This window comes from Erwinia sp. Leaf53 (assembly GCF_001422605.1).
Taxonomy (GTDB): domain Bacteria; phylum Pseudomonadota; class Gammaproteobacteria; order Enterobacterales; family Enterobacteriaceae; genus Erwinia.
Genome location: NZ_LMLK01000027.1, coordinates 45,559 through 65,077, shown reverse-complemented (window position 1 = coordinate 65,077; position 19,519 = coordinate 45,559). Strand labels below are relative to the sequence as shown.

The 19,519-nt window shown below is 59.5% G+C and carries 22 protein-coding genes; 10 read left to right on the top strand and 12 right to left on the bottom strand.

Annotated elements, in window-relative coordinates:
- Nucleotides 1-42: 42 nt before the first annotated feature.
- On the bottom strand, nt 43-336 hold the full coding sequence (locus ASF13_RS22155; protein ID WP_056241958.1) for a hypothetical protein: 294 nt from the start codon (nt 334-336) through the stop codon (nt 43-45).
- A gap of 222 nt (nt 337-558) precedes the next feature.
- On the opposite strand from ASF13_RS22155, the gene ASF13_RS22150 reads away from it, so the two are divergent.
- Nucleotides 559-1,674, top strand: a complete 1,116-nt coding sequence (locus ASF13_RS22150; protein WP_056242475.1) for an AI-2E family transporter — start codon at nt 559-561, stop codon at nt 1,672-1,674.
- A 430-nt stretch (nt 1,675-2,104) separates the two neighbouring features.
- A complete protein-coding gene (locus ASF13_RS22145) occupies nt 2,105-2,260 on the top strand; it encodes a Hok/Gef family protein (RefSeq protein ID WP_056241955.1) in 156 nt (51 codons plus the stop codon).
- A 127-nt stretch (nt 2,261-2,387) separates the two neighbouring features.
- On the opposite strand, the gene ASF13_RS22140 is transcribed toward ASF13_RS22145, so the two are convergent.
- From ASF13_RS22140 to umuD, 3 genes are all read right to left on the bottom strand, one after another.
- Nucleotides 2,388-2,636 carry a hypothetical protein gene (locus tag ASF13_RS22140; protein WP_072166476.1) on the bottom strand — a complete coding sequence of 83 codons (249 nt, stop codon included), beginning with the start codon at nt 2,634-2,636 and terminating at the stop codon, nt 2,388-2,390.
- A 130-nt stretch (nt 2,637-2,766) separates the two neighbouring features.
- A complete protein-coding gene (gene umuC, locus ASF13_RS22135; RefSeq protein ID WP_056241952.1) occupies nt 2,767-4,029 on the bottom strand; it encodes a translesion error-prone DNA polymerase V subunit UmuC in 1,263 nt (420 codons plus the stop codon).
- Entirely contained in the window at nt 4,029-4,448 is a 420-nt protein-coding gene (gene umuD / locus ASF13_RS22130; protein ID WP_056242469.1) for a translesion error-prone DNA polymerase V autoproteolytic subunit, read from the bottom strand. The genes umuC and umuD overlap by 1 nt, the downstream gene beginning before the upstream one ends.
- Nucleotides 4,449-4,678: 230 nt before the next feature.
- On the opposite strand from umuD, the gene ASF13_RS23885 reads away from it, so the two are divergent.
- Nucleotides 4,679-4,921, top strand: coding sequence for a type II toxin-antitoxin system HicB family antitoxin (locus tag ASF13_RS23885; RefSeq protein WP_072166475.1), 243 nt, complete (start codon nt 4,679-4,681; stop codon nt 4,919-4,921).
- Nucleotides 4,922-5,319: 398 nt separating this feature from the next.
- Here ASF13_RS23885 and ASF13_RS22125 read toward each other — a convergent pair whose 3' ends face one another.
- From ASF13_RS22125 to yobA, 3 genes are all read right to left on the bottom strand, one after another.
- Nucleotides 5,320-5,655, bottom strand: a complete 336-nt coding sequence (locus ASF13_RS22125; protein ID WP_056241948.1) for a YebY family protein — start codon at nt 5,653-5,655, stop codon at nt 5,320-5,322.
- A gap of 66 nt (nt 5,656-5,721) precedes the next feature.
- Nucleotides 5,722-6,600, bottom strand: a complete 879-nt coding sequence (gene copD, locus ASF13_RS22120) for a copper homeostasis membrane protein CopD (RefSeq protein ID WP_056241945.1) — start codon at nt 6,598-6,600, stop codon at nt 5,722-5,724.
- A 1-nt stretch (nt 6,601) separates the two neighbouring features.
- Nucleotides 6,602-6,964: a CopC domain-containing protein YobA gene (yobA, locus tag ASF13_RS22115; protein ID WP_056241942.1), complete on the bottom strand. Its 363-nt coding sequence runs from the start codon at nt 6,962-6,964 to the stop codon at nt 6,602-6,604.
- Between the two features lie 166 nt (nt 6,965-7,130).
- Between yobA and ASF13_RS22110 the strand changes: the two genes are divergently transcribed.
- The 3 genes from ASF13_RS22110 to exoX all read left to right on the top strand — a co-directional run bounded on the left by ASF13_RS22110 (nt 7,131) and on the right by exoX (nt 8,916).
- Nucleotides 7,131-7,361, top strand: a complete 231-nt coding sequence (locus ASF13_RS22110; RefSeq protein ID WP_056241938.1) for a DNA polymerase III subunit theta — start codon at nt 7,131-7,133, stop codon at nt 7,359-7,361.
- Between the two features lie 118 nt (nt 7,362-7,479).
- The gene (locus ASF13_RS22105; RefSeq protein WP_056241936.1) at nt 7,480-8,238 is read left to right on the top strand and encodes a carbon-nitrogen hydrolase family protein; all 759 of its coding nucleotides are present in this window, start codon (nt 7,480-7,482) and stop codon (nt 8,236-8,238) included.
- Nucleotides 8,239-8,250: 12 nt separating this feature from the next.
- On the top strand, nt 8,251-8,916 hold the full coding sequence (gene exoX, locus ASF13_RS22100; protein ID WP_056241931.1) for an exodeoxyribonuclease X: 666 nt from the start codon (nt 8,251-8,253) through the stop codon (nt 8,914-8,916).
- On the opposite strand, the gene ASF13_RS22095 is transcribed toward exoX, so the two are convergent.
- Nucleotides 8,913-10,973 carry a S9 family peptidase gene (locus ASF13_RS22095; protein WP_056241928.1) on the bottom strand — a complete coding sequence of 687 codons (2,061 nt, stop codon included), beginning with the start codon at nt 10,971-10,973 and terminating at the stop codon, nt 8,913-8,915. The genes exoX and ASF13_RS22095 overlap by 4 nt on opposite strands.
- A gap of 125 nt (nt 10,974-11,098) precedes the next feature.
- A complete protein-coding gene (locus ASF13_RS22090) occupies nt 11,099-11,749 on the bottom strand; it encodes a tellurite resistance TerB family protein (protein WP_056241926.1) in 651 nt (216 codons plus the stop codon).
- A 177-nt stretch (nt 11,750-11,926) separates the two neighbouring features.
- Between ASF13_RS22090 and ASF13_RS22085 the strand changes: the two genes are divergently transcribed.
- Nucleotides 11,927-12,757, top strand: coding sequence for a sugar phosphate isomerase/epimerase (locus ASF13_RS22085; protein ID WP_056241924.1), 831 nt, complete (start codon nt 11,927-11,929; stop codon nt 12,755-12,757).
- 47 nt (nt 12,758-12,804) lie between these two features.
- Here ASF13_RS22085 and ASF13_RS22080 read toward each other — a convergent pair whose 3' ends face one another.
- Nucleotides 12,805-13,104 (bottom strand): YebG family protein, encoded by a 300-nt coding sequence (locus ASF13_RS22080; RefSeq protein WP_056241921.1) that lies wholly within the window; start codon nt 13,102-13,104, stop codon nt 12,805-12,807.
- 139 nt (nt 13,105-13,243) lie between these two features.
- Here ASF13_RS22080 and purT point away from each other — a divergent pair, with 139 nt between their 5' ends.
- Nucleotides 13,244-14,422, top strand: a complete 1,179-nt coding sequence (purT, locus tag ASF13_RS22075; RefSeq protein WP_056241919.1) for a formate-dependent phosphoribosylglycinamide formyltransferase — start codon at nt 13,244-13,246, stop codon at nt 14,420-14,422.
- Nucleotides 14,423-14,470: 48 nt separating this feature from the next.
- Here purT and ASF13_RS22070 read toward each other — a convergent pair whose 3' ends face one another.
- On the bottom strand, nt 14,471-15,112 hold the full coding sequence (locus tag ASF13_RS22070) for a bifunctional 4-hydroxy-2-oxoglutarate aldolase/2-dehydro-3-deoxy-phosphogluconate aldolase (protein ID WP_056241917.1): 642 nt from the start codon (nt 15,110-15,112) through the stop codon (nt 14,471-14,473).
- Between the two features lie 58 nt (nt 15,113-15,170).
- A complete protein-coding gene (gene zwf, locus ASF13_RS22065) occupies nt 15,171-16,646 on the bottom strand; it encodes a glucose-6-phosphate dehydrogenase (protein ID WP_056241915.1) in 1,476 nt (491 codons plus the stop codon).
- Nucleotides 16,647-17,029: 383 nt separating this feature from the next.
- On the opposite strand from zwf, the gene ASF13_RS22060 reads away from it, so the two are divergent.
- Both ASF13_RS22060 and pyk read left to right on the top strand, forming a co-directional pair.
- Complete coding sequence (locus ASF13_RS22060) at nt 17,030-17,899, top strand: MurR/RpiR family transcriptional regulator (RefSeq protein WP_056241911.1); 870 nt, start codon at nt 17,030-17,032, stop codon at nt 17,897-17,899.
- Between the two features lie 111 nt (nt 17,900-18,010).
- Entirely contained in the window at nt 18,011-19,453 is a 1,443-nt protein-coding gene (pyk, locus tag ASF13_RS22055; RefSeq protein WP_056241908.1) for a pyruvate kinase, read from the top strand.
- Nucleotides 19,454-19,519: the final 66 nt, after the last annotated feature.

Genomic DNA, 19,519 nt, shown 5'->3' with positions numbered 1-19,519 from the left:
GGTACGCGTTTATGCCGGCATCCGGCAGCAGACCCTGCCCGGCTATTTCACCGCGCGCGGATTTTTTCGCAGCGAACCACTCCAGCTAAAGTCCTTCACTTCGCTCTCTTTTGCCGCAGAAGGTTTTTTCACCCGTTTTACCGGCGTCTTTTTGTTAGCCTCCTTCGCCAGCCGCTCCTTCATCACCAGCTTTTTGGCCTCTTTCAGGATCTCCTTCTCCTCTTTCTTACTGGCAACGTGGCCCAGCTTCGTCGTTAGCGTTTTAACGCGCAGTTCCACCAGCAGCTTCTCTTCGGCGGTAAACTGGTCGATCGAAATCTCTTTATCGTTGCTCATATCACAAACTCCAGACGGCGGATAACGGGGGTACCCGATGCAGCGGCCGCCCGCGTTTTCGCGCGACGATCGGGTACGCGCTCTTTTATCGGTTAATCTGCGGTAACAAGCAAGCACGGTGAACCTTGCGTTCACTCAATTATTCCCCGCGCCACGTTGCCGGTTAGCCAAACCTGTACTATGTTCAGCACTGTAATCAATAAGTTAAAACGAGACTATCAGATGCTGATCAAAGGTATTAGTAAGGGATTCTTTATCTTTATTCTGGCCATAACCACGCTGGCCTTTTTACACGTGCTGGGGCCCTATTTTTCCGCGATCCTGTGGGCCGCGATCCTGGCGATTATTTTCCACCCGTTAAAAACCCGCCTGCGCAACGCGCTGGGGGATAAAAACGGCATCGCCGCGCTGCTTACGCTGCTGGCGATCTGCCTGATCGTATTTATCCCCCTCGCGCTGGTGGCGTCGTCGCTGGCGGTGGAGTGTAACGCCCTCTATAACCGGCTGCAGAATAACCAGACCGAACTGGCCACGGTGGTCAGCGGCGTTATCAATCACCTGCCGAGCTGGGCGCGCCACTTCCTTGCTGAAAACAACCTCAACAACCCCGACCATATCCAGCAGCAGCTTTCCGGCGCGGCGATGAAAGGCGGTCAGTTCTTCGCCGGCAGCATTATGCTGATTGGCAAGAGTACCTTCAGTTTCACCATCGGCTTTGGCGTGATGCTCTACCTGCTGTTCTTCCTGCTGAAAGACGGCGCCTACCTGGTCAGCCTGGCCTTTAAGGCCATTCCGCTGACCGATCACGTTAAACACCATCTGTTTGTCAAATTTGCCGCCGTTTCCCGCGCCACCGTTAAGGGCACCGTGGTGGTGGCGGTGGTTCAGGGAACGCTGGGGGGCATTGCCTTCTTCTTCGCGGATATTCAGGGCAGCATTTTATGGGGCTCGCTGATGGCATTCCTGTCGCTGATCCCGGCGGTGGGTTCGGCGATTATCTGGCTGCCGGTGGTGCTTTACTTCCTGTTCAGCGGTGCGCTGGTGAAGGGGCTGGTGCTGGCGTTCTTCTTTGTGGTGGTCATTGGCCTGATCGATAATATCCTGCGCCCGCTGCTGGTGGGTAAAGACACCAAAATGCCGGACTACCTGATCCTGATCACCACCCTCGGCGGCATGGAGATTTACGGCATCAACGGCTTTGTGATCGGCCCGCTGATCGCCGCGCTGTTCATCTCCTGCTGGAACCTGCTCTCCGGCCGCGACCATAAGGGCAACACCGACGAGATCGACCCGGACTTCTTTGAAGAAGGGCTGAGCCAGCACGACAAAACCGAGTAACGGCTGGGCTAACGGGCCATTAAGCTGGGCCCGTTAGCCAAACCTGCCGCCTAATGCAAGACAACAGAAAGGCGCATCTTTTATCCGTAGCAAGCCAGGGATTAGCCATTTCCGTATCCCCCTCACCCACCTTTTTATCGCTGACAACGCCCTGCACGCCGCCACTTCAGCATACAAAAAATGCGCAATTTTCGACATTATCAGGAAACTTTCAGAGCGACAGCATTCGATGCCAAACTGGCGTTAGGCGGGCGCAGAAAAAAGGCGTAGTGTGCAGGCGGGTGCTTGAGGCTTTCTGCCTTAAGCAGTGTGTATGTTGACGGCAGAAAGAGAAAAGCCCCATTCGATATTCATCAAATGAGGCCTGACCCTAATGCGCAACAACATGAAGGTTAGTCCTTTATCGGTCGAAAGACAAGGAGGAGTAACCATGAGACAGCACGCGGCGATCACGATCGCCATTCTGATCATCATCACCATTACGGTGGTGGTGGTGCTCAGCAGAAAAGACCTCTGTGAGCTGCGCATCCGAAGCGGGCAAACGGAGGTTGTTGCCGTCTTTATGGCTTACGAATCCATAAGGTAAAGGCAAACGGCGGGGAGTCACCTCCCCGCCAACCGCTGTTGTCCGCAACCGGTCTTAAGCACCCGCCTTTTTATTCGCGATCGGACGAATCAGCCTGTCGTCCGGAGCGACCGTTGCCGCCAGCAGGCTAAGCGGCTGGCGCTGCCTGACCACGGCGGCTGAGCAACAGCACGACGGCGGCACCGAGCAGCAGCGCGACGATGGCGTAAACGCGGTTCTCGGGCTGCGTACCGCCAATCCCGCCTGCCGCCAGGAAGTAACCGGCGGCAAAGACGGCTTTCGCAATCGTCCAGCCGGTGGTCGGCGGCCGGCGGCAGATGACCCTGACCGCCCATGCCCCGAGAATTAACCCCATAAAGCCCAATACTGTTTCCATTATCCACGCCTTCTCAACCGGTTATCCGCCGGATTTGTCCGCCGGGGAATCTTTGTAACACGGCGCACCGGTCCGGCGCTACTGCGCGGGAGAGGCCCGGGGAGAACAACACCCGCAACGTTGCCCTGTTTCACTTTGCGACGGGCAGGTCGGCGCAACGGGTGGTATAGGCGGGCGACAGCATCTCGCGCTTCATCGCCCAGCTTTTCTGCATCCCCTGTCCGGCAAACCACAGCTTGCCCTTCCCCTGCTGGTTAATACCGTCGAGGATCTGCATCAGCGCGGCGCTGTTGGCCTGCGGCTGGCACTCATCAAACAGGTTCAGCTGTGCCACTCCCTGGCTGAAGAAGTCGCCGAGCATCACGCCGGCCTTCATATAGCGGTGCCCGTCGATCCAGATACGATCCAGCGCCGCCATCGCCAGTCGGATAATGTCACGGGTATCATTACTCGGCAGCGGCAGGCATCCCCCCGCCTGATTGCCGTAAAACACCTCGCCGGGCGTGTGCGGGCTGGTGCGCACAAAGACCGAGACCTGGCGGCAGTACTGGCGCTCCTGACGCAGCTTTTCCGCCGCCCGCTCGGCGTAGGCGCACACCGCCTGGCGCATGTCCTGGTAATCGGTGATGCGGCTGCCAAACGAACGCGAGCAGACGATCTGCTGTTTCGCCGGGGCAAACTCCTCCAGCGGCAGACAGGGTTCGCCACGCAGTTCACGCACCGTGCGCTCCAGCACCACGTTAAAATTCTTACGAATCATCCACGGCGAACTCTCCGCCAGCTGCAACGCCGTGTCGATCCCCAGCAGACTGAGTTTTTTACTGATGCGCCGGCCGACGCCCCACACGTCGGCCACTTCGACCAGGGCCAGCAGCTTACGCTGCCGCTCCGGGCTGGAGAGATCGACCACGCCGCCGGTTTGCGGCCACTTTTTGGCCGCGTGATTCGCCAGCTTGGCCAGCGTTTTGGTCGGCGCAATGCCGACGCCGATGGTCAGATGCGCCTCCTTCTTAATACGGTCCCGCACCTGATGGCCGAACTGCGCCAGCGGCATGCAGAGGCTGACGCCGGTCAGGTTCAGGAATGCCTCATCGATCGAGTAGATCTCGGTGCCCGGCGCCATCTCTTCCAGCAGCATCATCACCCGCTGGCTCATATCTGCGTAGAGCGCATAATTCGAGCTGAAGACATTGACCCGGTGCTGCTGAAACAGCGCTTTTTGCTGGAAGTACGGCGCACCCATTACGATCCCGAGCCGCTTCGCCTCCGCCGACAGCGCAATCACGCAGCCGTCATTATTGCTCAGCACCACCACCGGCTTACCGCGCAGGTCCGGGCGAAACACCGTTTCGCAGCTGGCGTAAAAGCTGTTCACATCAGCCAGCGCGAACATCAGCGGGTCGGCTTAATCACAAAGGTCACTACGCCGAACAGACTCAGCCCCTCTTCAGGGTTGATGACGATCGGCGAGTAAGCACGATTCATGGGCACCAGCCGCGGTACCGGACCCAGCTGCAGTTTTTTTACCGTAAACTCGCCGTCGATGGAGGCCACCACGATATCACCGTGCACCGCGGTCAGCGAGCTGTCGACCACCAGCATATCGCCGTCGCCGATGCCCGCCCCTATCATCGAATCGCCGCTGACGCGGATAAAGTAGGTGGCACTGGGGTGAGCAATGCATACGTCGTTGAGATTGATGCGCGTCTCAATATAGTCCTGCGCCGGTGACGGAAAGCCGCACGGCACCCGTTCAAGGAACAGGGGTAAAGCCAGCAGAGAGGGCCACTCGCAGGCCTTAAAAATTTGCATAGAACACCACATAAGAAATATCTGTATATATATACAGTATTATCGATCATTACCAACGATCAACCCTTTTTCACGGGCGACGAACTATGCGGTTGATGAACGGTGGGATTTAACTACGCAGGGGTGAACATGCTTAAAGGATTCTGGCGATAGCTATCAGGATGCGATTGATAGCGTTCGCGAAGCCATTGAGGGCCATACAGAACTTTTGGTAGAAGAAGGTGAAACTGTTGCCTTCCACCACCTGTATTGAGGCGTTCATTGATGACGGGGAATATGCAGGAACTATCCGGGCGCTGGTTGACGTGGATGTCACTCCCCTGATGGGCAAAGCCGGAAAAATTAACGTGACGCTTCCGATGCTGCCGATCCGGCGTATCAATCGGTTTGTGGCAAACCATCCTGGGTATCGCAGCCGTTCCGAGTTTCTGGCGCGTGCGGCTACCGAGCGGTTTATTAAGGTACCGACATAAAAAAAGACCAAAGGCCAATCCTGCCTTTGGTCCAGGGAAATGGCTCTTTGCAGAGCCGTGCGCTAAAAGTTGGCATTAATGCAGGCGGTGTGCCTGACTCTTAAAAGATAGACCACCGGCAGGGGAATTCCAGCCGGTGGAAATGAAGATGTTAACTTAATGTTAGCATTGTGATCGAAGCGGCAGAAACGGGCGTCCGCCGCCGGAGACTGGCGGCAAAACGCCGTGCGCGCTAACTATACGGCGACCGGCAGGAGTAGCAGCAGGTGAGATCGGCAGCACGTTCACAACGCTGGCGAGACAGGCCGATCATCCGCCGGGCTGAAGTTAAGACGGCGTTAACCGTCGCAGCGCGGGTTTACCAAAGGTGGCAGAGGAGCCTCCCCCTGCCCCGGCAGTCAGTTACAGAGCTTCTCAGCGCGGGCGATAATCGGTGCCAGGCTCTTTTTATGACCCGGATTGTTCGGGTCATCTGCCAGCACTTTCTCAATCGGCACGCCGTGCGTCTGCCCGGCCTGCACTTTGGCGATCGCTTCCGCATTGAGCGGGTACTGCATCAGCGTACCGTCGTTGATCGCAAACAGCACGTTACCCTTCTCGCAGCTCAGCATCATCTCTTCGCGGGTGAACGGCCAGTTATCCTTGCCCATATCAAAACGACTGACCGTTTCAACGCCAGCCAGCGCGCTGGTGCTCACGCCCAGTGCAATAAACAGCAATGCCCAATTTTTCATTACGATTGTTACCTTAACACGATGTCTTAACTGTATTTTTTCAGTGTGTCTGTGCGGCGCCATGGCTCAACCCGGTTGCAGCGTGGCAAACAGGCTCACCGCCAGCAGCGCCAGCGCCGCCAGCACGATTTCCGCCAGCGTAGTACGGATAAACAGCTGCTGTGCCCGCTGACCGCTGCGCTGAAAACGCGGTACCAGCCAGTAGCGGTTAACCAGCGCGATCAGCGTCATAGCGGCCACCAGAGCGACTTTTACCAGCAGCAGCTGACTGTAGAGGCGGAAGCTGGCCGGTGGCCAGCCGAGCAGCAGCAGCGAGTTCAGCACACCGCTCAGCACCACCAGCGCGACCGCCAGATGGCCGTAACGGGAGAAGCGCATCAGGGTGCGGATGGCATCATAGCGGTGGGCCACACCACGCGCTTCGCGCATTACCACCACCAGCGGCAGCAGGCCGCCGGCCCAGAACGCCGCGCCGATCAGGTGCGTCATCTGGTTAACCCGCTGAACGCCCCCTGCCCAGCCGTCCAGCATCGCCGCGTGGCCGACAAACGCCAGACCGGCCAGCTGCAGCAGCGCCATCAGCAACAACAGGCGCTGGCCTGCGGCACCGCGCAACAGCCAGGCCAGACAGCAGCACAGCGCAAACAGGCACTGCCACTGCCAGACCCGGCCAAAGCCGGTGTTCAGCACCGCCTGCCAGACCTCCGCGCTGAGCATATCGCCCCAGCCGTCGCCCATCAGCCCGGTCTGGGCCGTCAACAGCAGCAGCGTGCTCATCAGCGTCACGCCGCTGGCGGCGGCCATCAAGGGGCGTAAACGCCCGCTCAGATGCGGCCGATAGCGCGAAGGCGCCAGCAGGACGGTGTAAAACCCGGCCCCCGCCAGCGACATCAGCGCGCCAAAGTGCAGCCAGCGGCAGAGGATATAGAGCGCGGTCAGCGACATGTTACTTCACGGAGAAGCGGTAGCTTCCTTTGGTCTTGTGGCCGTCCACGGAAAGCACGTGCCACTTCACCTGGTAGCTGCCGCTGGTCAGCGGTTTTTCCAGCGGCACGATCAGCTGATTGTGCATTTTCGCGTCACGCTGCGCCTTGCCCAGCGCCACCGGCTGTTGATTTGCGGCAGCGACGTCCAGGCCGCTAAAGGCGGGCTCGATATCTTCCGAGAAGGTCAGCGTCAGCGCCTGCGGCGAGGCGGTAACCACGGCGTCGGCGGCCGGATACTGGGTTTTCAGATGAGCATGAGCGGCGGCCTGTTGCGCGAACAGCGCGGCAACCAGCAGCCCGGAGACCCTGCAGAAATTACGCATATTGCTTAATCATCCATAACGGGACGCAGCACGTCGCTGCCTGAGGCCGAAAGAATACCCCGCTTAAAAACGGGTGTCGAGGCGACAGCGGCGATCAATTGGCCACTAAACTTGCTAATCCGTGCCTTCTGCATTATTTTCTGCCGCAGACTAGCAGGAGAAGATCATGAGTAACAATCTGGCAACTTTACCGCAGCAGGAAAAGGACAAAATCAACGTCGAGCTGGCCGCCGCCGGCGTGGCGTTTAAGGAACGCTACAATATGCCGGCGATCGCCGAGATGGTGGAGCGCGAGCAGCCGGAAGCACTGCGTGACTGGTTCCGCCAGCGGCTGATGCACTACCGGCAGGCGTCGCTGTCCCTCTCCCGACTGCCGTATGAGCCAAAACAAAAATAGCGCGTTGCTCCGTTCCATTCCGCCATATCAACCCAAACAAAAACAGGGTGGTGCGTTTCGTTCACGCCCGACTTGCGTTACGCTGTCAGCCTCTGTTTCAGGTTGAAAGGTAAGGTCAATGTCCGGCTGGAATATCGCTGCTGCACAGTCAGGCTCGCGCGCGGGCAATATCACATGGAATATTGAGCACCACCTGGCGTTTATCCGCCAGGCTGCCGAACTTAACGTCGATCTGCTGGTGTTCCCGGAGCTGTCGCTGACCGGCTATGAACTGCCGCTGATGGCGGAGCTGGCGATGGCCGCAGACGCCCCCCGCCTGCAGGTGTTTGCGGACGCAGCACAGCAGTACGGGATGAGTATCTGTGTTGGCCTGCCGTTGAAAAACCAGCAGGATGTGATGCTCTCTGCCGCCACCTTCCTCGCGGACGGCACGCGTTTTGCCTACAGCAAGCGCAACCTGTTTGGCGACGAGCGGCAGATTTTCAGCCAGGGCAGCCCGGTGCCGATGTTCGGCCAGCCGCAGCAGAACGTGGTGCTGGCGATCTGCGCCGACATCAGCGTCGAACAGTTCGCCCGCGACGCCGCGCAGCAGGGGGCCGATCTCTATGCCACCAGCGTGCTAGTATCAGAAAAGGGATATGAAGCCGACTGCGCGCTGCTGGCCCGCTGGTCAGAGACGTATCAGATGGCGGTACTGATGGCCAACCATGCCTGGCCGACCGGCGCCTACGTCTCTGCAGGCAAGAGCGCGTTCTGGAGCCCAGACGGGCAGCAGGTGGTGCGCGGTGGCGAGGGTGAGCAGCTGATTATCGCCCGCCGCCGGGGCAGCCAGTGGCACGGCGAAGTGCATGCGCTGCACGCCACGGCGGATCGCTAGAAAGGAGTGAGTATGTTACGAGTGATCGACACCGAAACCTGCGGCCTGCAGGGCGGTATTGTCGAAGTGGCCTCGGTGGACGTGGTCGACGGGCAGATCGTTAACCCGATGAGCGACCTGATCCTGCCGGACCGGCCGATTGGCCGCCAGGCGATGGCCATTCACCGCATTACCGAAGCAATGGTGCGCGGCAAGCCGACCATCGAGCAGGCGATCGGCCGTTATCACGGCAGCGCGTTTTACGTTGCGCACAACGCCAGCTTTGACCGGCGGATGCTGCCGGAGATGCACGGAGAGTGGATCTGTACCATGACCCTCGCTCGCGCGCTGTGGCCGGGGCGCAAGTATGGCAACCAGGCGCTGCGCGAGTCGCTGCAGCTGGAGGTGTCGCCGCCGCCGGATCTGCACGCTCACCGGGCGCTGTACGACTGCTACGTCACCGCCGCGCTGCTGGTACGCATCATGGACTACAGCGGCTGGGATGCCGCCGAAATGCTGCGCCGCATGCAGGTCAAAGGCTCGGTCAACAGCCTGCCGTTTGGTAAGTATCGCGGGCAGAAGGTTGACGACGTGGCGAAAAAAGATCCGGGATACTGTCAGTGGATGCTGAAAAATATCCCGGACCTGAAGCCCGACCTGCGCGGTGCCCTGCTGCGCGCCTTAAGCGCCGCCGATTAAGCGGCCGGGCCGGCGAGCGTTCCGTTCGCCAGCCCAATCAGGAAGGCGTACTCCAGCGCCACCTCTTCCCACACCTTATAACGCCCCGATTTGCCGCCGTGGCCGGCATCCATATCGGTGTGCAGCACCAGCAGATGGTCATCAGTTTTCAGCTCACGCAGTTTTGCCACCCATTTGGCCGGCTCCCAGTACTGTACCTGCGAGTCGTGCAGCCCGGTGGTCACCAGCAGATGCGGATAGGCCTGCGCGGTGACGTTGTCGTACGGGCTGTACTGACGAATATAGCGGTAGTACTGCTCGTCGGCCGGGTTGCCCCACTCATCGTATTCGCCGGTGGTCAGCGGAATGCTCTCATCCAGCATGGTGGTCACCACGTCAACAAACGGCACCTGAGCCACCACGCCGTGGAAGCGCGCGGGCTGCTGGTTGATCACCGCGCCCATCAGCAGGCCACCGGCGCTGCCGCCCATCGCGTAGAGTTTTGCCGGATCGCCGTAACCCTGTGCCACCAGCGCCTCGGTCAGGTCGATAAAGTCGTTAAAGGTGTTCATCTTGTTCAGCAGGCGGCCGTCGTCATACCACTGCTGCCCCATCTCGCCGCCGCCGCGGATATGGGTCAGGGCGAAGACAAAGCCGCGGTCGAGCAGGCTGAGGCGGCTGGCGCTGAAATCCGCATCCATGCTGCTGCCGTACGAGCCGTAGCCGTAGACCAGCAGCGGGTTGTGGCCCGGTGTATAGCTGTCCTGGCGGTAAACCAGCGACACCGGCACCTCAACGCCGTCGCGCATGGTCACCCAGTGGCGCTCGCTGCGGTAACGCGTGGCGTCAAAACCTTTCACCTCGGTCTGCTTCAGCACGCTGCGTTCGCCGCTGTGCATATCCAGCTCGTAGAGGGTATCCGGCGTGGTCATCGACGAGTAGCCGTAGCGCAGCTTGCTGGTCTCCGGCTCCGGGTTGTGGCCCACCCAGGTAACGTAGGTCGGATCGTCGAAGGCGATACGCACCTCTTTGCCGTTCTGCCAGTGGATCTGCCGCAGGCTGGTCAGCCCGCGCTGGCGCTCTTCCACCACCAGCCAGTCGCGGAACAGGCTGTAGCCCTCCAGCACGATATCCCCCCGCGGGGCGATCACCGGCTGCCAGGCCGCGTCATCCGCGGTTGCGCTGCGGTAAAGGCCAAAGTTTTTCCCGTCGCGGTTGGAGCGGATAAAGAACTGCTGCTGGTAGTGATCGACGCTGTACTCATGATCTTTACGCCGCGGGCTGAACAGCTGCGGCTGCGCCTGCGGATCGCCGGCGTCCAGCAGCAGGATCTCGCTGGTGGTGCTGCTGTTAAGCGAGATGGCGATGTACTGCTCAGAGGTGGTTTTATATACGCCGACGTAAAAGGTATCGTCCGCCTCTTCATACACCAGCTGGTCCTGCTGCTGCGGGGTGCCGAGGGTATGTCGCCACACCTGGTACGGCAGCAGCGTCTGCGGGTGCTTACGCACGTAGTAGAGCGTCTGCGAGTCGTTGGCCCAGGTCATGCTGCTGGAGACCTGCTCCAGCACCTCGTCATACTGACGATCGGTGCTGAGATTACGCAGGCGAATGCTGTAGATACGGCGTGAGAGGAAATCCTCCGCCAGCGCCAGGATCTGATTGTCGCGGCTGATGGCCATGCCGCCCAGCGTATAGAATTCGCTGTCCGCCGCGCGCTGATTGCCGTCGACCAGCGTCTGCCACTGCTCCGGCATGGCGGTATCCGCCGGCTGGCGGCTGTGGATCGCGTACTCGTTGCCCTCTTCAAAGCGGCTCTGGTAACGCCAGCCGCGCTTCACATAGGGCACCGACTGGTCACGCGGCGGAATACGATCGACAATCTCTTTCAGCAGCTCGGCCTGCAGCGCCTGCTGCGGGGCCAGCAGCTGCTGACCGTAATCGTTCTCAGCCTGCAGCCAGGCCAGCACTTCCGGGTCAGCGCGCTCGTCGTCACGCATCCAGTAGTAGTTGTCGGTACGGGTTTCACCATGCAGGGTCATCTGATGGGGGATTTTTTTCGCTAATGGAGGGGTCATAGTCTCTTCGCGGTTGCTGTGCCTGCCTGAAAGACTGGCAGTAAGCGGACGAAATGCCAAGGAATTATGCGGGTGGGAACACAAAAAGGTCGGGCGACGGGAAATCGCCCGGGTCAGCGTCAGCGTCAGGCAGTCAGTTTCAGTTTCTCTTCGCGGATGTCACCCAGAATCGAATCCCGCACGTCCTGCGGAATGTTCAGCGCGTCACCCAGCGCCTGCAGGTAGCTGCGCTCCATAAAGTGGTCGGCGTCAATCACCAGGTTGCTGAGGAAATAGACCTCCAGCGCCTCTTCTTCATTTTTGACATCCGCGGCCAGCCGCTGTGGATCCAGCGGACGCTCAATCGCCTGCTGCACCAGCCGTTCGGCCTGTTCGCCGAGGCCCGACTGGCGGATATGTTCATCGATGGCCTGACGCTCTGAGCTGTCGATATGGCCATCGCTTTTGGCGGCAAACACCAGCGCTTCAATCAGCCGTTCGGCGCGGCGGTCCACCGGCGTGCTCTGCTGACCGAACTGCGGCTGGTCGCGGTGGGTTTCGCTGACCCGCTGCTTGTACCTGTTCCACAGCACCGCACCCGCCGCCGCGCTACCGCCAATGATCAGCGCATTTTTGCCGTACTTAGCCAGCAGATTACGTGACGACTTGCTGGCAATCAGCATGCCCGCCAGCCCGCCCAGCGCGCCGGGAGCCAGCATTTTGCTCAGCCCTTCCCCGCCGGAGGATTTACCCGCCTTACCCAGTACCGATTGAATCTGCTGTAACCAGTTGCTCATAGTGGTTCCTTCTGGCCGAAAAACACCACAATAGGCGAAGGCGCGTCAGGAAACGTCAAAGGATGCAAAGGCCGGTTAAAGAAGATGCCGCCATAGCGCTTTCGGGTGCTGAACTTGCCGGACCGCTACAGGGCTTCTACTCTGTACTACCTGGTTCGTAAGTTTTCAGGAGCACTGATGACGCAGCACGCTTCCCCGCTGTTTCTTAACACCATTCTCACCGGCGGCACGCCGCAGCAGAAGCTGCGTGCGGCGAAGTCAGCGGGCTTTGATCAGGTTGAACTGTGGCAACAGGATGTGCAGGCCGCCGACGGGGGTGTCTTCACGCTGGCGCCGCTGCTGCACGAACTGCAGCTGGGGCTGACCGACTATCAGGTATTGCTGGATTTTGACGGCGCGCGCGGCGACAAACGTGAGGATAAGCGACGTGAGGCGCTGACGATGATGGACAACGCCGTTAAGCTGAGAGCAAACACGATACTGACTCCAGCCTCCACCGATCCCTGCTGCGATGCCGGCTGCGTACTGCAGGATCTGCGCTGGCTGACGGCACAGGCGGCAGAGCGCGGGTTGCGGGTCGCCTATGAAGCGATGGCCTGGAGCCAGCATATCAATACCACCGATGCCGCCTGGCAGCTGATACAAAAGACCGGCGCCGGAAATATCGGGCTGGTGGTGGATGCCTTTCATATCTTTGCCGGCGGGCGGACGCTTGACGATCTGACGGGGATCCCGGCGGAAAAAATTTACCTGGTGCAGCTGTCAGATCTCAGCACCCGGCCGCAGAAAAACCAGCTGGTTGAAACCGCGCGTCACCATCGCCTGTTGCCCGGCGAGGGAAACTTCCCCCTGACATCGCTGCTGCAGCACCTGAAAACGCTGGATTATCGCGGCCCCGTCGGGCTGGAGGTATTTAATGACGAGCGCCAGGCAGCCGATGCGCATCTGACGGCTGATGCGGCAATGCAGTCACTGCGCAGGGTGCTGGACAGCGCAGGCTATCGGTAGTGAAAAATGCTCCCCGTCATTATGCCGACCGGACGCCCGGTTAGCCATCAGGCCGATTTTACCGCGCGCAGCGTAGTGGCGTCGTCTTCGGCGCTGTCGCTGCTGCTCTCTTCCGGCAGCTTGCCGCTGCGCAGGATATGCTGCAGGGCGTCTTTGTTCTCCGCCAGGAACAGGCCCAGCGCCTCGCCCTGCTGTTCGTCCAGTTCAAGCTGGCTGGTGGTTAACCAGTCAGAGAACACTTCCGCCATATCGAGCATTTTGTCGTACGCATCGGCTTCCTTCTTGCTGGCAAAAGTCATCTTTTCCTCACCTTTTCTGACGACAACGTATTTAATCTCAACAGCCATGATGTTCACTCCGGTTAACTGTGTTTATATACAGTATAACAGCAACGGTTTTTTGACTCAAGCTTCCCGTAACGGATGATCGCGCAAACGTTTTCGTTTATACTGCGCGCGTTATTTTTCATCCAATCAGGTAGACATTATGACGACTTTAGGAACCGCGCTGCGCCCTGCTGCGACACGCGTAATGCTGTTAGGATCGGGCGAACTGGGTAAAGAAGTGGCCCTGGAGTGCCAGCGTCTTGGGGTGGAAGTGATCGCCGTCGATCGCTATGCCGATGCGCCAGCGATGCACGTGGCTCACCGCAGCCACGTTATCAATATGCTGGACGGCGCCGCGCTCGCCGCGCTGGTTGCCCTTGAGAAGCCCGACTTTGTGGTGCCTGAAATTGAAGCCATCGCTACCGATATGCTGATTGAGCTGGAAAAGCAGGGCCAGCACGTGGTGCCGACCGCCCGCGCGGCCAGACTGACCATGAACCGTGAAGGCATCCGTCGCCTGGCGGCCGAAGAACTGGCGCTGCCGACCTCAACCTACCGCTTCGCCGACAGCCACGCGGCGTTTCTCGCCGCCGCCGATGAAATCGGCTTCCCGTGCATCGTCAAGCCGGTGATGAGCTCGTCCGGCAAAGGCCAGAGCTTTATCCGTGATGCGGCTCAGCTGGATGCGGCCTGGGAGTACGCCCAGCAGGGCGGCCGCGCCGGTGCCGGGCGGGTGATTGTCGAAGGCGTGGTGAAGTTCGATTTCGAAATCACCCTGTTGACCATCAGTGCGGTAGACGGTATCCACTTCTGCGCGCCGATCGGCCACCGTCAGGAAGAGGGCGACTATCGCGAATCCTGGCAGCCGCAGCAGATGAGCGCGCTGGCGCTGGAACGTGCCCAGGCAATCGCAGAAAAAGTGGTCACCGCCCTCGGCGGCCGCGGCCTGTTCGGCGTCGAGCTGTTTGTCTGTGGTGATGAAGTGGTGTTCAGCGAAGTGTCACCGCGCCCGCACGATACCGGCATGGTTACGCTGATCTCGCAGGACGTTTCCGAATTCGCCCTGCACGTGCGCGCCTTCCTCGGCCTGCCGGTTGGCGGCATTCGCCAGTACGGCCCGTCGGCCTCGGCGGTGATCCTGCCGGCGCTGGACAGCGACAACGTACAGTTTGGCAATCTCTCCGCCGCGCTGGGTGCCGGCCTGCAGCTGCGCCTGTTCGGCAAGCCGGAAGTGCGCGGTCAGCGTCGTATGGGCGTAGCGCTGGCCACCGGCGACAACGTTGATGAAGCGGTCGCCCGCGCGGTGGCGGCAGCGGCCAGCGTGAAGGTCAGCGGCTAACGCCGAATCCGGGGCGGTGTGCGCCGCCCCGAAAATCACCTGCGCTCGTCACTGCCGCGCGCCGGCCACCGCTTCCCGCGCCAGCTGCGTAATCCGCTGATAATCTCCTGCTTCCAGCGCGTCCAACGGCACCAGCCAGGATCCACCGATGCACAGCACGCTGTTCAGCGCCAGATAGTCACGATAGTTGGCCGGGGAGATACCGCCGGTCGGGCAGAAACGCACCTGCGGGAACGGGCCAGCAATCGCCTGCAGCGCCTTCACGCCGCCGTTGGCTTCCGCCGGGAAGAACTTGAATTCCCGCAGCCCGTAATCCAGCCCGGTCATCAGCTCCGATACGCTACTGATGCCCGGAATAAGCGGCAGCGGCCCGTCAACGGCGGCACGCAGCAGCGGTTCGGTTAAGCCCGGGCTGATAGCGAACTGCGCGCCAGCGTCGGTCACCTGTTGCAGCTGCTGCGCGTTCAGCACCGTGCCGGCCCCGACTATCGCTTCCGGCACCTCGCGCACCATCGCCTGCAGCGCCTCCAGCGCGCAGGGGGTACGCAGGGTAACCTCCAGCACGCGGATCCCCCCTGCCACCAGCGCTTTCGCCATTGGCACCGCGTGCGCAACGTCGTTGACCACGATCACCGGTACCACCGGGCCCGTCTCCAGGATCTGGCGGGCGCTGATTTTCCAGTTACTCATTGCTCAGTCTCCTTGTAATAAAAAAACCCGCCGTAGCGGGTTTCAGAACATCAGCAGATTACTCGAACTCGTTCCACGAACGGCCGTCGCGGGTGATCATCGCCACCGATGCGACCGGGCCCCAGGTCCCGGCCTGATAAGGCTTCGGCGCTTCTTTATCCGCAGACCAGGCGTCCATGATGGAGTCAACCCACTTCCAGGCCTCTTCCACTTCGTCGCGGCGCACGAACAGCGCCTGAATGCCGCGCATGGTTTCCAGCAGCAGGCGCTCGTAGGCGTCCGCCAGGTGCGACTGATTGAAGGTCTCAGAGAAGCTCAGATCCAGCTTGGTGGTCTGCAGGTTGTGCTTGTGATCCAGGCCCGGCACTTTGTTGAGGATCTGGATCTCCACGCCCTCATCCGGCTGCAGACGAATGGTCAGTTTGTTCTGCGGCAGTTCCTGCCAGGAGTCTTTGAACAGGTTCAGCGCCGGGTTCTTGAAGTAGACCACCACTTCTGAACATTTGGTCGGCAGTCGCTTACCGGTGCGCAGGTAGAACGGCACGCCCGCCCAGCGCCAGTCGTCGATATCCACGCGGATCGAGACGAAAGATTCGGTGTTGCTGTTCTTATTGGCACCCTCTTCTTCCAGGTAGCCCGGTACTTTTTTGCCCTGCACGAAACCGGCGGTGTACTGGCCGCGCACGGTTTTTTCACGCACGTTGGTGTGGTCAATGCGGCGCAGTGAACGCAGCACCTTCACTTTCTCGTCACGGATGCGGTCAGCCGACAGATCGGCCGGCGGTGACATGGCGATCATGGTCAGCACCTGCAGCAGGTGGTTCTGGATCATATCGCGCATCTGGCCGGCCTGGTCGAAGTAACCCCAGCGGCCTTCGATTCCCACCTCTTCCGCCACGGTGATCTGCACGTGGTCGATGGTACGGTTATCCCAGTTAGAGGCAAACAACGAGTTGGAGAAGCGCAGCGCCAGCAGGTTCAGCACCGTCTCTTTGCCGAGATAGTGGTCAATACGGAACACCTGGCTCTCTTCGAAGAATTCACCGACCTGGTCGTTAATTTCCTGCGAGGTCGCCAGTGAAGTACCCAGCGGCTTTTCCATTACCACGCGCGCCGGCTTGGCATTCAGCTTTGCCTGGCCAAGGCCTTTGCAAATTGCGCCAAAGGTGCTTGGCGGCATGGCAAAGTAGTTGATAGTTACGCGTTTTTTCTGGTCAAGCATTTTGCCCAGGCGCGGGAAGTGGCTGCTGTCGTTAACGTCCAGGTTGCAGAAATCGAGACGGCTGCTGAGTTTATCCCACAGCGCTTCATCGATTTTTTCCTTCATGAAGGTTTCCAGCGCCTCACGCACTACCTTGGTGTAGGCTGCTTTATCCCACTCAGCACGGCCAACGCCGATGATGCGGGACTCTTCATGGATCTGTCCGGCTTTCTCCAGTTGATACAGAGAGGGCAACAGTTTCCGGCGCGCCAGGTCGCCTTTGGCACCGAAAATCACCAGATCGCATGCCTGAGCTGTTTGTGTAACCGCCATTTCATTCTCCTCGTTGCAGGATTAGCCCGTCCTGGTGATTCCGTAAGTGGACAGACTCTTATTGTAATTTTGTTTCAATACAATGTACTGCTTTGCCCGGTGCGCGTAAACCAGGGCAGGCCACTCTGGCACAATGTATTCAGTTATCGGGCAATATACCGCCCCACCTTCCGGGCGGGCGATAAATTATGCGTAATTTTCCATCGTTTTTGTTACCGTTATTACCGTTGTGAAATCTGACCCAGCTCAAACTCTGGTAAAAAATGGGCCTTTTATCACGTTCCTGGTTGCCTTCATTCGCATAATGCGTTGTATATTCTCTACAAAATGAGATTGATTTCACCTGTGATTGAAATCGGCAAAATGTATGAGTAAATATCTCTATGAATGTATTGGAAAAAATTCAATCTCAGTGGGAAAAACTGAGTAAATCTGAACGCAAAGTCGCCGAAGTCATTCTCGCTTCCCCTTCCACCGCCATGCACTCCAGCATCGCCACGCTGGCGCGGGCCGCTGCGGTCAGTGAACCGACGGTGAACCGCTTCTGTCACCGGCTTGGCACCCGCGGCTTCCCGGATTTCAAACTGCAGCTGGCGCAAAGCCTGGCCAACGGCACGCCTTATGTCAGCCGCATTGTCGATCAGGATGACGGCGTGGACGCCTACTCCAGCAAGATTTTCGAGTCGGCGATGGCCGGGCTGGATCAGGTCAGACAGGGGCTGGACACCCAGGCGGTAAACCGCGCCGTTGACCTGCTCACCCAGTCAAAAAAGATCGCTTTTTTTGGTTTGGGTGCCTCCGCCGCGGTAGCGCACGATGCAATGAATAAATTTTTCCGCTTCAATGTACCGGTTTTCTATTCTGATGATATTGTGATGCAGCGCATGAGTTGTATCAACAGCGGAGAGGGAGACGTGGTGGTGTTGATTTCGCATACCGGCCGCACCAAATCGATGGTTGAACTGGCCCGCCTGGCGCGGGAAAACGACGCCACGGTGCTGGCGATCACCTCCCCCGACTCGCCGCTGGCCCGCGAAGCCTCCCTGGCCCTTGAGCTGGACGTCCCGGAGGATACCGACATCTACATGCCGATGGTCTCCCGCCTGGCGCAACTGACGCTGGTCGACGTGCTGGCCACCGGCTTCACCCTGCGGCGCGGTGCCAAATTTCGTGACAACCTGAAACGGGTTAAGGACGCATTAAAAGAGTCCCGTCTGGATAAAGACGGCTCGCTTGCCCGCTCCCGTGAATGAATTTAAGCAGCAGTCCCGTAAGGGCCAGCCTGGCCCTTAACCTGAAACGACAGAGTCAGCCTGGTTGTGCCTGCACCTGCAGTACAACGTTTAAAGCCAACGGAGTTATACATGTCAAGACGTCTCAGAAGAACCAAGATTGTAACCACGCTTGGGCCTGCCACCGACCGCGATAATAACCTGGAAAAGATCATCGCTGCGGGCGCCAACGTTGTTCGTCTGAACTTCTCTCATGGTACCGCGGAAGATCATCAGTTGCGCGCTGACAAAGTGCGCGCCATCGCCAGCAAATTAGGCCGCCACGTGGCGATCCTCGGCGATCTGCAGGGTCCTAAAATTCGCGTATCCACCTTTAAGGAGGGCAAAGTCTTCCTCAACATCGGTGAGAAATTCCTGCTGGATGCCAGCATGGGTAAAGGCGAAGGCGACAAAGAGAAGGTCGGCATTGACTATAAAGGTCTGCCGGCGGACGTGGTCCCGGGTGATATCCTGCTGCTGGATGACGGCCGCGTGCAGCTGAAGGTGCTGGAAGTTCAGGGCATGAAGGTGTTCACCGAAGTCACCGTCGGCGGCCCGCTGTCGAACAACAAAGGGATCAACAAACTGGGCGGCGGCCTGTCAGCAGAAGCGCTGACCGAAAAAGACAAGGCCGACATTCTGACGGCGGCGAAAATTGGCGTTGACTACCTGGCCGTCTCTTTCCCGCGCTGCGGCGAAGATATGCACTACGCGCGCCGCCTGGCGCGTGAAGCAGGCTGCGATGCGAAGCTGGTCTCTAAAGTTGAGCGTGCAGAAGCCGTCGCGTCTCAGGAAGCGATGGATGACATCATCCTTGCCTCTGACGTGGTGATGGTCGCCAGGGGCGACCTGGGCGTTGAGATCGGCGATCCGGAGCTGGTGGGTATTCAGAAAGCGCTGATCCGACGCGCCCGTCAGCTGAACCGCTCGGTGATCACCGCCACTCAGATGATGGAATCGATGATCACCAATCCAATGCCGACCCGTGCCGAAGTGATGGACGTGGCGAACGCCGTGCTCGACGGCACCGATGCGGTGATGCTGTCGGCAGAAACCGCGGCGGGCCAGTACCCGGCGGAAACGGTGTCAGCGATGGCCAAAGTATGCCTGGGTGCTGAAAAGATCCCCAGCATTAACGTCTCCAAGCACCGCCTGGACGTGCAGTTCGACAATATCGAAGAAGCGATTGCCATGTCGGCGATGTACGCCGCCAACCACCTGCAGGGCGTCACGGCGATCATCACCATGACCGAATCCGGCCGTACCGCGCTGATGACTTCGCGTATCACCTCCGGCCTGCCGATCTTTGCCATGTCACGCCACGAGCGCACGCTCAACCTGACCGCCCTGTACCGCGGCGTCACCCCGGTTTACTTTGACAGCAATAACGATGGCGTGGCGGCAGCCCACGACGCCGTCAACCTGCTGCGTGACAAAGGGTTCCTGGTCTCCGGCGACCTGGTGATTGTCACCCAGGGCGACGTCATGAGCACCACCGGCACCACCAATACCAGCCGCGTGCTGCGCGTCGAGTAAAAGCAACTCACGGGGGCTCCTGCAGCGTCAGGCGCCCCCGGATGACCCTCATTGCGTTCTTTGATG